The sequence below is a fragment of the Sphingobacterium kyonggiense genome, assembly GCF_039536825.1.
In the GTDB taxonomy this organism is placed as follows: Bacteria; Bacteroidota; Bacteroidia; order Sphingobacteriales; family Sphingobacteriaceae; genus Sphingobacterium; species Sphingobacterium kyonggiense.
Map to the genome: position 1 here is coordinate 31,083 of NZ_BAAAZI010000009.1, position 12,983 is coordinate 44,065.

General features: G+C 37.1%; 12 protein-coding genes. 5 read left to right on the top strand and 7 right to left on the bottom strand.

All coding sequences use genetic code 11. From position 1 onward, the window contains the following. The first annotated feature begins 316 nt into the window (after nucleotides 1–316). On the top strand, nucleotides 317–1,525 hold the full coding sequence (locus tag ABD676_RS10845) for an MFS transporter (RefSeq protein WP_344674693.1): 1,209 nt from the start codon (nucleotides 317–319) through the stop codon (nucleotides 1,523–1,525). Between the two features lie 2 nt (nucleotides 1,526–1,527). On the opposite strand, the gene ABD676_RS10850 is transcribed toward ABD676_RS10845, so the two are convergent. Both ABD676_RS10850 and ABD676_RS10855 read right to left on the bottom strand, forming a co-directional pair. Further along, a complete protein-coding gene (locus tag ABD676_RS10850; RefSeq protein WP_344674694.1) occupies nucleotides 1,528–2,127 on the bottom strand; it encodes a class I SAM-dependent DNA methyltransferase in 600 nt (199 codons plus the stop codon). A 12-nt stretch (nucleotides 2,128–2,139) separates the two neighbouring features. Further along, on the bottom strand, nucleotides 2,140–2,700 hold the full coding sequence (locus ABD676_RS10855) for a DUF4230 domain-containing protein (RefSeq protein ID WP_344674695.1): 561 nt from the start codon (nucleotides 2,698–2,700) through the stop codon (nucleotides 2,140–2,142). A 138-nt stretch (nucleotides 2,701–2,838) separates the two neighbouring features. Between ABD676_RS10855 and ABD676_RS10860 the strand changes: the two genes are divergently transcribed. After that, nucleotides 2,839–4,359 carry a TPM domain-containing protein gene (locus tag ABD676_RS10860; RefSeq protein ID WP_344674696.1) on the top strand — a complete coding sequence of 507 codons (1,521 nt, stop codon included), beginning with the start codon at nucleotides 2,839–2,841 and terminating at the stop codon, nucleotides 4,357–4,359. 23 nt (nucleotides 4,360–4,382) lie between these two features. Here the strand turns inward: ABD676_RS10860 and ABD676_RS10865 are convergent, their stop codons facing one another. Beyond that, nucleotides 4,383–7,238 carry a triple tyrosine motif-containing protein gene (locus ABD676_RS10865; protein ID WP_344674697.1) on the bottom strand — a complete coding sequence of 952 codons (2,856 nt, stop codon included), beginning with the start codon at nucleotides 7,236–7,238 and terminating at the stop codon, nucleotides 4,383–4,385. Nucleotides 7,239–7,376: 138 nt separating this feature from the next. Here ABD676_RS10865 and ispE point away from each other — a divergent pair, with 138 nt between their 5' ends. Beyond that, nucleotides 7,377–8,183 carry a 4-(cytidine 5'-diphospho)-2-C-methyl-D-erythritol kinase gene (gene ispE, locus ABD676_RS10870; protein ID WP_344674698.1) on the top strand — a complete coding sequence of 269 codons (807 nt, stop codon included), beginning with the start codon at nucleotides 7,377–7,379 and terminating at the stop codon, nucleotides 8,181–8,183. 75 nt (nucleotides 8,184–8,258) lie between these two features. Here the strand turns inward: ispE and ABD676_RS10875 are convergent, their stop codons facing one another. Both ABD676_RS10875 and ABD676_RS10880 read right to left on the bottom strand, forming a co-directional pair. Further along, on the bottom strand, nucleotides 8,259–9,011 hold the full coding sequence (locus ABD676_RS10875) for an LOG family protein (RefSeq protein ID WP_344674699.1): 753 nt from the start codon (nucleotides 9,009–9,011) through the stop codon (nucleotides 8,259–8,261). After that, nucleotides 9,004–9,846 carry an ATP cone domain-containing protein gene (locus ABD676_RS10880; RefSeq protein WP_344674700.1) on the bottom strand — a complete coding sequence of 281 codons (843 nt, stop codon included), beginning with the start codon at nucleotides 9,844–9,846 and terminating at the stop codon, nucleotides 9,004–9,006. The genes ABD676_RS10875 and ABD676_RS10880 overlap by 8 nt, the downstream gene beginning before the upstream one ends. Before the next feature lie 123 nt (nucleotides 9,847–9,969). On the opposite strand from ABD676_RS10880, the gene ABD676_RS10885 reads away from it, so the two are divergent. Further along, nucleotides 9,970–10,263, top strand: a complete 294-nt coding sequence (locus ABD676_RS10885) for a YgaP family membrane protein (protein ID WP_344674701.1) — start codon at nucleotides 9,970–9,972, stop codon at nucleotides 10,261–10,263. Nucleotides 10,264–10,353: 90 nt separating this feature from the next. Further along, a complete protein-coding gene (locus ABD676_RS10890; RefSeq protein WP_344674702.1) occupies nucleotides 10,354–11,037 on the top strand; it encodes an SIR2 family NAD-dependent protein deacylase in 684 nt (227 codons plus the stop codon). A 187-nt stretch (nucleotides 11,038–11,224) separates the two neighbouring features. Here ABD676_RS10890 and ABD676_RS10895 read toward each other — a convergent pair whose 3' ends face one another. Next, nucleotides 11,225–11,470, bottom strand: coding sequence for a hypothetical protein (locus tag ABD676_RS10895; protein ID WP_344674703.1), 246 nt, complete (start codon nucleotides 11,468–11,470; stop codon nucleotides 11,225–11,227). Between the two features lie 79 nt (nucleotides 11,471–11,549). Further along, nucleotides 11,550–12,884 carry an NADP-specific glutamate dehydrogenase gene (gene gdhA / locus ABD676_RS10900; protein ID WP_344674704.1) on the bottom strand — a complete coding sequence of 445 codons (1,335 nt, stop codon included), beginning with the start codon at nucleotides 12,882–12,884 and terminating at the stop codon, nucleotides 11,550–11,552. Nucleotides 12,885–12,983 lie beyond the last annotated feature (99 nt).

Consider the following 12,983-nt stretch of genomic DNA (forward strand, 5'->3'; position numbering starts at 1 on the left):
TCCTTCGGAACTTGTTCGGAACTCCTTCGGATCTCGTTCGGTTAGAAGCGAACGAGATCCGAAAGAGATCCGAGTGAAATCCATAGGAATTGCGTTCGAATATCGAATCCATATCAACGCAAATAGTTGCTTGTATCCTGTTTAATACATATGCTTCTTTAGCATGAAATATTCCTTTTAGAACCTATTTGTCTTCACAAAGTCTAAAATGATTTTTATATAGGCTTTGCTTCAAATAATTTATAGCTTTGAATGCTTTTCAAACCAAATAGGTTTGAGGAGCTAAAAGGTATTATTTTTCATAGTTATTTTCCTCATGCAGAAGGCAACATTCGCATACGACTCCACAAAAACGGCTTACCCAATTCTTTTAGCCATTTGCTTAGCCCACCTTTCCAACGATTTAATTCAAGCCATTATTCCAGCTTCTTATCCGATCCTGAAAGAGAATTTTCATTTGAATTATGCGCAGATTGGTGTTATTACCCTATGCTTTCAATTGGCATCTTCCTTATTGCAACCCGTGGTAGGTGCTTATACAGATAAGCATCCTCAGCCATATTCGCAGATTATAGGGATGATGTTTAGCTTTTTTGGAGTGATTGCATTAGCCTATGCTAACAATTATGCTTCCGTACTATTCTCGGTCACTATGGTTGGGATTGGTTCTTCCATATTCCATCCTGAGTCTTCTCGGGTAGCTTACCTATCTTCCGGTGGAAAGCGCAGTTTAGCGCAGTCAATCTTCCAAATTGGTGGAAATACAGGAGCAGCATTAGCGCCTTTATTATTAGCTTGGGTCGTATTGCCAAATGGGCAAAAGTATATTATCTGGTTTTTGGCGGTTGTGGTTATTGCACAATTAATCTTAGGCTATATAGCAACCTGGTACAAAAAGGTGCTACATGCCCAAAGGGGACAGGCTAAAAAGGCAATCCGCATACCAGATCTTTCTTCATCAAGAGTAGCCTTAGCCATAGGGATTCTATTGTTATTGATATTTTCTAAATACATCTATATCGCCAGCATAACTAGTTATTTGCAATTTTATATGATGCAGAAATTTGGTATCACAGAAGTTGGTGCACAAGTTTACTTGTTTTATTTCCTTATCGCAATTGCCTTAGGGACATTAATTGGTGGTGCGCTAGGTGATGTTTTGGGAAGAAAGTATATTATATGGCTTTCGGTATTAGGTTGTGCTCCTTTTACCTTATTGCTTCCATTTGCCAATTTATTTTGGACGGCTATATTGGTGTCCATTATTGGATTTATAATGGCATCCGCTTTTCCATCGATTTTAGTGTATGCACAGGAATTATTACCTAAGAAAATAGGAATGGTTTCTGGCTTGTTTTATGGCTTTGCCTTTGGAATGGGTGGGATAGGAGCTGCTATGTTAGGTTGGTGGGCAGATCAGACTTCATTGACCAACATCTATAATGTCTGTTCCTATTTGCCACTGATCGGCATTATTGCTTATTTCTTGCCAAATATGAAGAAGATTAAATTCCGGACAGAATAAGTTTATTGAAGTTGGGCTAACCAAATACATGCATTTCCGCAATCGGGATCTTCCATCTTTTGTCGGATGATTTGAAAACCATGTTCTTCCAATAAGGATTGGTATTTTTGAGGAGATAGGGAAGCATGGTAAACATGTTCTCCATCTAGTGTACCCCAGGCTTCACCAGCATCTGGTCCTGCGGTAAACAAAAGGAAACCTCTAGGTTTAAGATGTTTTTTGAAAATTGGAAACATCTCTTTCTGATCATCTTGACTTAAGTGAAAGAAGCTATGCCAAGCGATTAAGGCATCATATTTTCGATCTAGGTCTAACTTTCGCATATCCTCCAAGATAAATTCGGTATCAGGAAAGTTTGCTTTCGCTATATCCAGAATTGCTTTACTGGCATCAACAGCAGTTACTTGCATATTATGCTGCAGGAGGTAGGAAAGGATAGGTTTTCCAGTGCCGCAACCTAAATCTAATACATGACTTTGTTTTGGGATGGATTGTATAATAAAGTCTAAATACGCTTTTTCCATAAGGTCTTGCCCTCGGTTTTTATCAAACCAAGAGGCAATCTTATCGTATACCTTATATACATTTTGCGTTTCTTTCATTTCGATCTGTACTTACTTGAAAGATAAGCTTACTTTGCTGAATCCTAACGCTTCAATTAGTGGTTTAAAGACATGAATGGCATTATTCTGCGTCTGTTGTAGAATATCTGAATTCTTCACCTGTCTATGTATTTCTTCTTCAGCAGCTTTGTAAGCTTCATCTACCAAAGTTGCCTCCCTAAAAAAGGCCATTTTTGTATCATAAACCTTAGAATCCTTATGATCTATTTTCACATAACAGATTTCTGGTTTTGGAAGTGTAATGGAAACAGAATCTCCTGACACTTTGACATCTGTACTATCTAATTTGGTCAAGTCTATACAACCAACCGCATCCGCCTTAATGATTAAGAGGACACTAGCTTCTGGTAAGTATGCTGTTATGTTTTTGTGTTCTACGACATCCGATAAACGGTATTTAACAAGCTCTAACTTGCCCATAGCTTCAATACGCTCAATTAATACCTGATGTCTGGTGTCTACTGTTGTTCCAGGTTTAATACGATCCCATACAAACCAAGTGATACCAATGATGATAGCCAAGGTCAATAAAATCTTTAGTAATTTTCCCATAAATTTATTATTCTCAAAATATAGACCATTCTCGACATATTTTGTCAAGTCCATGTAAGTGTATTTCCTAAATGATTATATTCGGATGATATTTCTTGTAAAAATGATATATCATTTCACACTGAACAAAATTTGTATATGATTCAAAATATCTTGCCGGCCTGGAGAACTCAACTCTTCCTGATTGTCCTTATGTTGTTTTATGGGACAGCTGTTGTTAAGGGACAAGAAATCGAACAGATCAGCAATGCTTATGCTGTGGATCGTGTACCAAATCCAAAAGATCAAGGCCAAGATAATTTTGTGTCTAACCCGGATGGTATTTTAGATTCATATACGGTCCAAGAATTAAATACCATATGTCAAAACATAGAGCAGCATTCAGGGGCTGAATTTGCCCTAGTAGTGGTTAATGATTACGATGGAGATGATGATTTCACATTTGCTTATGACTTATTTAATCATTGGGGAATAGGGAAAAAGGAATCGAATTCTGGTTTGCTATTGTTCATAGCCAAAGATAGGCGAGAATATCGATTTATTACAGGATATGGATTAGAGTCTTTACTGACGGATGCTCAGCTTAAGCGTGTTGGTGAGAACTATTTAGTACCTTATTTCCAAGACGGGGAATATAACGAGGGTGTATTGGCCTTGGCAAAGGTTATTGAGCGGGTTTTAACTTCTGATGATGCCGCCAAGGAACTAGAATCTTTTGCGCCAGCAAAGAAATCCTTTTTTTCCTTAAAGAATGATAGCTTTTCGAATTCACTGATCGTGCTTTCAATCATGCTCTGTATTTATCTGTATGTTCATTTTGTTGGAAACAATATTTTAAATGAATTTCAACATATAGGTATGATTAAACCGGTGCTTTATGGAATGGGTTGTATGCTGCTGCTGATGTTCGTTTCTGTATTTGTCTTTGCTTTTATATTTAATAATATTGAAGATGTTTATCAATCGAAGAATCTTCCGTACTTCATATTTGCTTTTGGATCCGTGGTGATTGCTATTAAGATTACGCTTATCCGAGAGCGGATAATGAAAGAAACACGTGATGAGGAGGATAAACAAAAGCTATTGCGAAAGTTATTAGGTCGGATGATGGTGCCGATTCTACTATCTCCGATTGCTTGGATAGACCTTGGTATAATTGGCACCCGCATGTTTAAAAATTCCAAGCGTTTCAGTCCGCCGGATTCTTCTGGGGATTGGGTTCGTATGAATAGGCTAAAAGATGCTGCTATAGTAAAGAGTGTACTGGAGGCTGGAAACAAAACGGAGGAGCGCGTAGGGTCGCGTAAATATGAGGTCTGGAAAAATAATAAAACCGGGAAGTTTGAATTAGTGCCTTGGGAAGTGAGTCGTTCCTTTTCAGTATGTCCTCAATGTGATTTTAATACCTTAAAAGTGAATGATACGAAAACCATTAACCATCCAACTTATTCCAGTGAAGGAAAAGGTGAGCGATTTGATAAATGCTCCCATTGTTCCTATTACCTACATAAGGGTTATTTTAGTATAGCCAGGAAAACCCGTTCTTCCAGCAGTAGCTCTGGTGGTGGTAGTTCTTCTGGAGGTGGAGGTTCTTCCTCTGGAGGAGGAAGCTTCGGTGGTGGTAGTTCTGGTGGAGGTGGAGCAGGTGGTCGCTGGTAGGCAATTCGCTTGCTAATGCTACTCTATAGTTCCAATAGAAATTCCGTTAAATTCTTGCTCGTTGGTAAGGCCAGTTTCTTTCTTAATCGGTATCTACGGATTTCCACGCCACGAGTACTGATATTTAATAGTGAAGCTATTTCCTTGCTCGACATATTCAAACGTAAATAGGCGCATAGTTTAAGATCATTTGGAACCAATTCTGGATAATCTGTTTTAAGCTTTTTGAAGAAATTCTCATGTGCTTCATTGAAGCTTTTTTCAAAAAGGTCCCAATCTCGATCATCTGAATGTGCCTCATCTATTAGTTTATTTACTTTACGTAATTGCTCATTGCTTAGCTTGTTACCATTTGAATCATTCAGGTTTGTCAACTCATGGTGTAGGTTGTTTAACATCTCATTTTTGTAGACAATGTTCATGGCCGCATTGGCAAGTTCACGGTTCTTAATTTCTAATTCCTGCTCCAGTTGTTGGTTTTTTAAAGCCATTAATTTTCGTTCATTCTCTTCAGCTTCGCGAGCCATGCGTTCTTCATGCTCTGCCAAAACTTTGTCTTTAATTTTTCGTTGGTGCTCTAATAAGCGCCGTTCGTAATTCTTTCTAAATAGATATATGAATGCTAGAGCCAATAGGATATATAATATAATCATTGGCCAGGAGAAGTACCAAGGTGCTTGTATACGAAAGGAAAATGAGCTGATTTCCGATTGAATACCATTTGCAGTCATTGTTCGTACCTTGAAGGTGTATTTGCCGAATGGCAAATTCGTAAAATCACGGTAGGCAACTTGATCCCAAGTCGACCATTCATCGGTATAGCCCTCTAGTAAATATTGGTATTGAACGGGAGCAGAGGAATACCAAGGCGAAGCATATGCAATTCGGATGTTATTCTGCGAATTTGGAATTTTCATTTCATCCACTATCGCTGATGGATCAGAGGTGATATTCCATAAATTGGTGATGATAGGTTTTGGAATTTGTTTGCTTGCAGGATATTGATTGAAATACAAGGCAAAACCATTGTCGAGTCCAATTAAGGAGAGATCCTTATTGACGTTCAGGATATGCTCATAATTGTTCATCATCATTCCTTTTAGACTGTTCCAAGAACTGGAATCAATACGAAGGTTACCATCATTAGGGAATTCTATTTTGGCAATATGCGATTTCTTAATTAACCAATATTCTTTATCCTGAATTGGGATTACCTTATTGGCATTGGAGAAACTCCCTAACTTGCTGTTCAATTCATCATAGGCCTTGAATTCATTGGAAACATTATCAAAGCGGTAAAAGCCAGAATCCGTGGCAAAAACAGTATTGTTGGCAAGATTATAAACTCCATGAACTCTTGCATCCTTTGGCAAACCATTGGAAAAATCTTTCCAATCTTTGACTTCTTCATAGCTGGCGCCTAAATTAAGATTATATACATGCTGTTGGTTTGTGAGCCAGAAGTTGTTTGGACCATCTTGCAGGATCTCGCGAATGGGTTCTTTTCTGTTTTTAAATTGCTTTAAGAAAGCGATTTCTTCTCTAGCTTGCATTAAGCCTAATCCGGTATAATTACCTTGTAGCCAGTAATTCGTATTGATTATTTGAAGGAATCTCCAGGCGCCGGTAACATTTGAAATTCGTTTTAAGCTATTGTTTGTCAACTCAAAAGTTCCAGAGTTATGACCAATAATTAGCTTTCCGGCTATATTGGCGAGTTGCCAAACCTGTCCTTGGGAACCTGGAATAATACTAAATTTTAAAGATTGATAATTGGAAACTCCTTTCCAGTCGCTATAAAAGAGTCCTTGATTCGTTCCTAAATAGATCCGATTATTATAGATTATGGAGGAATATACGGTACCTATATTAACTGTAAGATCCGAAAAATAATAGAGAGGACTGTTGATGTCTATTCGATCAATACCATTGTCTAAGCCTGCCCATAGATTGGCTTGTTTATCCACAGCCATACTAAGAACCGTGTTGTTTTGTAGGCCATTGTTCTTGTTGATGTGTTGAATAGTTTCCCCTTGACTATTAAGTATGTATATACCATTTTGAATAGTGCCAAAGGCATATTGGTCAGAAAATAGCTTGACAGCATTATTGATTTGAAAACGCTTCAGCTCATCATCTGCTTGAACTGACCAAGAGGAGATTTCTCCTGAAGGATTCATTAGGAATAAGCCATTATTTGCTGTAGCGATTAAGGTTTGATCTTTCCCAAAAGGGAGCATACTCAGGATATTAGCCTGCTGGAGTTTAGAGGCATCAGGTATTCGCTTTAGTTGTTTTCCGTTCAGTTGATGTAATCCGGAGGGAATCTGTTCAAAATAAATGTTATTTCTTACTTGATGACCGAATAGGAAAGGCTCGCCTTGGGCAGTGATGGTTTCTATTTTGCCATTTTGATAACGATAGCTTTTGGAAAAAGCGTGGAAATAGATGGCATCCTGATCAATAATAATCCGCCAGATGTCATCATTACGTAGAAGCTCTTTGTTCTTTAAGGAATCAGATATACTACTATAATTCATCTTACCGAATTTAGATCGTGTCCAGAATCCAAATTCGCCTGCGCCACCTACGTAAATTTTCCCATCTGTATGAACCAATACACTTCTTAAGCTGCTGTGTCTAGGCATGGGGTATAAACGCCATTCTTGTCCATCAAAAGACAATAAACCTTCTGTATTGGCGGCATATACAAAACCTTCAGGGCCAATAGATAAACCCCAATTTTGATTGCCTGCATGGTAAGCCGATTTATTGTACTGTTGAACAAATGGAGAGCCAACTCGAGGAATGTGTTGTGCATAGATTAAACCGCAACATAAGGACAAGATACAGGTGCTAAGAATGGTTTTTATAAACATAGGTTTTAACTTCCATTCCAAATATAATAAATACTAATTAAGTATATCATGCTGTGTTCATGATATATAAAGTCTTGAACAGTGAAGTTGTAAGTACTAATCTAAAGTAATACTGCTGAAAAAATAGCATATTTGTATATGCTGAAATTCGCAAATGCTAAGATTAACATTGGCCTACACATCACACGGAAGCGTGAGGATGGATATCATGATCTGGAAACGATATTTTATCCGGTAAAGCTTTATGATGTGATAGAAGTAAGAAAGGCAGAAGAAATGGGGCTTTCCATCTGGAATTCTTCTCTTGTTGCAGATGCTGATAATTTATGCTTGCGAGCCTATAATCTGTTAAAAACGGATTATGAAATACCCTTGGTTCATATCGACTTGCTTAAGAATATTCCGATAGGGGCAGGATTAGGTGGTGGTTCTTCCGATGCAACTGCGGTTTTGGGTCTTTTGAATGATATGTTTGAGTTAAACATATCTACTGAAAAGCTAAAGGAATATGCTGCTCAGTTAGGAGCTGATTGTTCTTTCTTTGTTGAAAATAAGGCGCAGTATGCAGAAGGTATAGGAACACAGTTAAAGGATATTGAATTGGATCTCTCGGCATATCATATCGTCCTGGTGAAACCAGATATCCATATATCAACTGCAGAAGCTTATCGTGCTGTCATACCTCAAAAACCTGAAATAGACTTGAGGGATGCCGTTAAGCTACCTATACAGGAATGGAAATATACGATTAGAAATGATTTTGAATTTAGTCTCTTTGAAAAATACCCATTAATTCGGGATATCAAGTCAAAGTTATATGAGTTAGGAGCAGTCTATGCATCCATGAGTGGATCAGGTTCTAGTGTATTTGGATTATTTGAAGATCAAGTTGATCTGAGTGATTTGAATAAATATGCTGAGGTATATCCGGCGACAGAATTATAGTTACACGATATGAAGGTATTGAGAAGGGCAATTATAATGAATAATTGCCCTTTTGTATAGTTTAAATAAGCCAAATTAAATAGCTTTCTTCTCTCTTCTCAATTTTGGTTCACCTAGAATCCAACTTGGCTTAGGCTCTTTCAATTTAATAACTTTATTCGTGTCAGCATATTTATAGATGTGATCTACTGCCTCTTGGATATCATCTGTAAATAGCAACAGATCTTGGTCTTCAGGACTAATGGTTTTGGCTTCAATCATCAATTCTACATGTTCCTTAATGCTTTTATGGTATTCCAAACCCATAATAACAATCGGGAATTGAGATATTTTCTTTGTTTGAATTAAAGTTAAGGTTTCAAAGAATTCATCCAATGTTCCGAATCCTCCAGGCATAATTACAAATGCGAACGAATATTTACGTAAGAGTTCCTTGCGGACAAAGAAATAGTCAATATTGACAAATTTATCCATATAGGGGTTGTGCATCTGCTCGTGTGGTAATACGATATTACAACCTACGGAAGCACCATTAACATCTTTTGCTCCTCTATTGGCAGCCTCCATAATTCCAGGTCCACCACCAGTCATAATGGTGAAGCCAATATCGGCTAGTTTAGCTGAAACAGATCGTGCCTGTTTGTAGTAAGGGTGGTTTTCATCAAACCGCGCTGAACCAAATACCGTAACACATGGTCCCACAAAATGCAGTGTTCTAAAACCTTTCATAAACTGAAAGAAAACACCAAATACATATTTAAGTTCTAAGAGTCTATTCCGAGCTCCTTTAAAAAAGCTAATTTCTTCTCTTACAAATTTGTTACTCATGATTTAAAGGACTATTTATTAATTCATTAGCTTCCTGCAGAATGCTGTCTTTTTTATTTCCTGCAACTTGAATGCGATCTAATACTTTAGGATCACGAATCAGGTCTTTCACTAATATACATTGATTCTTTAATAACATTGCTTTATCTTGCTGTGTGAGAGTTGTTAAACAGGTGACAGGATATTCACCATTGTTATCTACTCTAGCTTTAATAGAGCTTCCACGAGGGTAATCCCAGGATAGTAGATTCATCTTGTAATAACGACCAAAGTCAATAGAATCGCTGGTGAGGTAAGCATTGGTTACTAGCCAGCCAGCTGTAAATTGTTTTTTCTGATTGAAGAAGCTGTAGTCAATTCCGCTAATGTCTTCGAATCGTGATTTAAAGTACATAGGGGTGGTGACCGATATTTTAGCATCTGCATCATTTCGGAATTTACATTCCATAGCTAAGAATGTATCATCCTTTAAAGCAACGACATCTATTTCATGGGATACTGCATGACCTTGCACCGTTTGCCCTGTTATTGCCTCAAAACCATCTTCTTGGAACATTCTAGCTACCCACTTTTCGAAATAAAAGCCTTCCGGTCCTAGTTCACGAAGCGCCTTTTTAAGGCTATATCTTGCTGCATAGGAGTTTTTCTTTGATTTTAGGGCTGCAAATGCAAGTTCATAAAGCTCTCGGGTAGTAATGCCGTCATAAACAGCATCCTTGATGGAATTGTAGACCATTTCAACTTCTTTGTCACTGGCTCCAGATCGAGTTAAGGAGCGACGAAGGGCGGATTCATCAAAAGGAACTAATTCGCCAGAGTATTTCTTTACTAGCATACGTAGATATGGGTTTAAACGTGAATGTACAAAAATTAAAAACTTAAGTATTAAAAATTATGTTTTTCACGAAACAAATCTCTAGCCAAAACGTTTATTAGATAACGATTAATATAGATAATTATGAGCGGAATAGTAAATTATGCATTTGATAAGTTGAAAAGCACATTAGATGAGAATTGTGAAGGAAACAATATCAGCAAATCAGAACGTGTTTTATCCGTAGTAGCGGGAGGTTTTATTCTTGGAATGGGCCTTAAGTCATTACTAAAACGTCCAATGACAGCTATTTCAGGTGTTACTTTAGGTGGCGCATTGATTTATAGAGGTGTCACAGGATATTGTGCTGTTAAAGATACATTTGACAGTAAAAAAGCAGAAGCAACGGTGATTGAACATCGTTATTTTGTTAAATAAAAAAAGCAGCTATTTTATAAATAATCCGGTTCCAATATTTTTGGGAGCGGATTTTTTTTGTTTTTTAGGTAGGTAATAAATAATGGTTATATGAAAAAATTGGTGGTATTTACTGGTGCAGGTATTTCGGTTGAAAGTGGATTACCGACTTTTAGGGGTACTGATGGGCTTTGGGAAGGATATCGAGTAGAAGATGTTGCTACTCCTGAGGCTTGGTTGAGAGATCCGGAACTTGTGCAAGAGTTTTATAATCAGAGGAGGTTAGCTTGTATGGAGGCTAAGCCTAATAAGGCACATATTAAGTTAGCTGAATTGGAAAAGAATTTTGATGTTCGGATTATTACGCAAAACATAGATGATCTACATGAGCGTGCTGGAAGTACTCATGTGTTGCATTTGCACGGAGAGATTATGAAATCACAGTCTTCCAAAAATGCTGAAATCGTGTACCAGCTCGAAGGTTCAACAATCAATATGGGGGACAAATGTGAATTTGGTTCGCAGTTAAGGCCACATGTCGTTTGGTTTGGTGAGGCAGTACCTAATATGATTCCTGCAACTAAACTATCGAGAGAGGCAGAAGTGTTTGTCGTAATAGGGACAAGTCTCCAGGTTTACCCTGCAGCAAACCTTCTTTATGAAACTAATCCATTATGCAAATTGATTTTGATTGACCCAAATGCTGATAACTATAGGGTGCCTCCAAATGTGATCAAAATAGAGGAGCCTGCAACAAAAGGTATTGATTATTTGGTGGAATTATTAACCAAATAATATTTTATAGGTAAATTTAAAACATGACATATCAGTAATTTAGGCTTTTTATGCTAAATATTATGTTTATTTAAATGATAACTACATCCAAAGAAAAACCCCATAAGACAAAATTTAATTTTGTTTTATGGGGTTTTGTATTTTTAACGATTAATTTTCAATAAGTTGTGTAACTTATCTCTATTTTTTATTGATATTTATTGTAGGTGTCGATTATAGCTTTTCGCATTTGATTAAATAGTTCTAAAACCTGATTTATAAATGCTTCATCTAACATTTCAAAGACTCCGTTAATTCCACCGACAACATCAACTTCAGCTATTTTATAGGATTGTTCCAAAGTTCCTTGTTCAAATTTTATAATGAATTTTTGGTTCATACCAAAGATGCTGATTTTACAATCTGGATGTGGTAGTTCTGCAAGTACGCGCATATGATTAAGTATTGAAATAAAAAAAATCCAAGAACACTTACTTTGTTCTTGGATTTCAAAATTATGAAATAATAGCCTATTATACGACTCCTTGGGCTTTCATTGCTTCAGCAACTTTGATAAAACCGCCGATATTTGCACCTTTTAAGTAGTTTATATAGCCATTTGGTTCTTTTCCGAAGCGAACACAAGTTTTATGGATATTTTCCATAATCAATTTTAAACGGTGATCTACTTTTTCAGGTGACCATTGTTGTCCAATTGCATTTTGTGACATTTCTAATCCGGATACCGCAACACCACCTGCATTTGCTGCTTTTCCAGGTCCAAAATTAATCTTTGCCTGTAAGTAGATTTTGATAGCTTCAGCAGTGGAAGGCATATTTGCGCCTTCAGCGACAATCTTACAACCTTGCTCAACCAGTTTCTTAGCATCTTCAGCATTAATCTCATTCTGTGTAGCACATGGTAATGCGATATCACAAGGAAATTGCCAAGGATTCTGTTTAGCATGAAAACTAGAAGAGGCATATTTAGAGGTATAGTCTTTTAAATCGCGACCTAAGCTACCCAAGTGTTGTAATCTTTCTAATGTAAATCCTTCAGGATCGTAAATGGTTCCTTGGCTATTGGAAAGGGTAATTACTTTAGCACCCAATTGAATAGCCTTCTCAGCAGCATAATATGCTACATTTCCTGCACCCGAAATGGAAATGGTTTTTCCTTCAATGCTTTCGCTGTTATAGTCAAGTACACATTGTACAAAATATAATAATCCATAGCCTGTAGCTTCAGGACGTATGTATGAACCACCCCAATGTATTCCTTTGCCAGTTAAAACACCAGTAAAGTTGTTTTGAAGACGTTTGTATTGCCCAAATAAGTAACCCACTTCACGCGTACCTACGCCAATATCTCCCGCAGGAACATCTGTTTCTGCACCAATATGTCTTTGTAGCTCGGTCATAAAGCTTTGGCAGAAACGCATGATTTCATTGTCTGATTTACCTTTAGGATCAAAATCAGAACCACCTTTACCACCACCAATAGGTAATCCGGTTAAGCTATTTTTAAATACTTGTTCAAATGCCAAAAATTTCAAAATACTCAGATTAACATCAGGAGCGAAGCGGAGACCTCCTTTATAAGGTCCTATTGCTGAATTCATTTGCACGCGATATCCACGGTTGACCTGAATTTGGTTGTTGTCATCTAACCATGCTACACGAAAAGAAATGACACGCTCAGGCTCGACCATGCGCTCTAAAATCTTTAAGTCAATAAGATCTTGCCTATGCTCATTAATATACGGTATGAGATCTTCAACTACTTCGGTAACAGCTTGTAAAAATTCTGGTTCACAAGCATTCCTGTGTTCTACTGAATTGATAAAATTTTTAAGGTTTAGGGACATTTATTAAGAATTGTTTATTAATAACCTCACAATATTACAAAAAATATGATTAAAAACCCAATTTTTTGGTTTTTTAATCAATCGATTTAAATGCGTAAT

What these genes read in the sequence shown, in the direction of transcription:
- ABD676_RS10850 (WP_344674694.1), bottom strand. Translation starts at nt 2,127, where the DNA reads ATGAAAGAAACGCAAAATGTATATAAGGTATACGATAAGATTGCCTCT.
- ABD676_RS10890 (WP_344674702.1), top strand. Translation starts at nt 10,354, where the DNA reads ATGAAAAAATTGGTGGTATTTACTGGTGCAGGTATTTCGGTTGAAAGT.
- ABD676_RS10855 (WP_344674695.1), bottom strand. Translation starts at nt 2,700, where the DNA reads ATGGGAAAATTACTAAAGATTTTATTGACCTTGGCTATCATCATTGGT.
- ABD676_RS10895 (WP_344674703.1), bottom strand. Translation starts at nt 11,470, where the DNA reads ATGCGCGTACTTGCAGAACTACCACATCCAGATTGTAAAATCAGCATC.
- ABD676_RS10885 (WP_344674701.1), top strand. Translation starts at nt 9,970, where the DNA reads ATGAGCGGAATAGTAAATTATGCATTTGATAAGTTGAAAAGCACATTA.
- ABD676_RS10880 (WP_344674700.1), bottom strand. Translation starts at nt 9,846, where the DNA reads ATGCTAGTAAAGAAATACTCTGGCGAATTAGTTCCTTTTGATGAATCC.
- ABD676_RS10845 (WP_344674693.1), top strand. Translation starts at nt 317, where the DNA reads ATGCAGAAGGCAACATTCGCATACGACTCCACAAAAACGGCTTACCCA.
- gdhA (WP_344674704.1), bottom strand. Translation starts at nt 12,884, where the DNA reads ATGTCCCTAAACCTTAAAAATTTTATCAATTCAGTAGAACACAGGAAT.
- ABD676_RS10860 (WP_344674696.1), top strand. Translation starts at nt 2,839, where the DNA reads ATGATTCAAAATATCTTGCCGGCCTGGAGAACTCAACTCTTCCTGATT.
- ABD676_RS10865 (WP_344674697.1), bottom strand. Translation starts at nt 7,238, where the DNA reads ATGTTTATAAAAACCATTCTTAGCACCTGTATCTTGTCCTTATGTTGC.
- ABD676_RS10875 (WP_344674699.1), bottom strand. Translation starts at nt 9,011, where the DNA reads ATGAGTAACAAATTTGTAAGAGAAGAAATTAGCTTTTTTAAAGGAGCT.
- ispE (WP_344674698.1), top strand. Translation starts at nt 7,377, where the DNA reads ATGCTGAAATTCGCAAATGCTAAGATTAACATTGGCCTACACATCACA.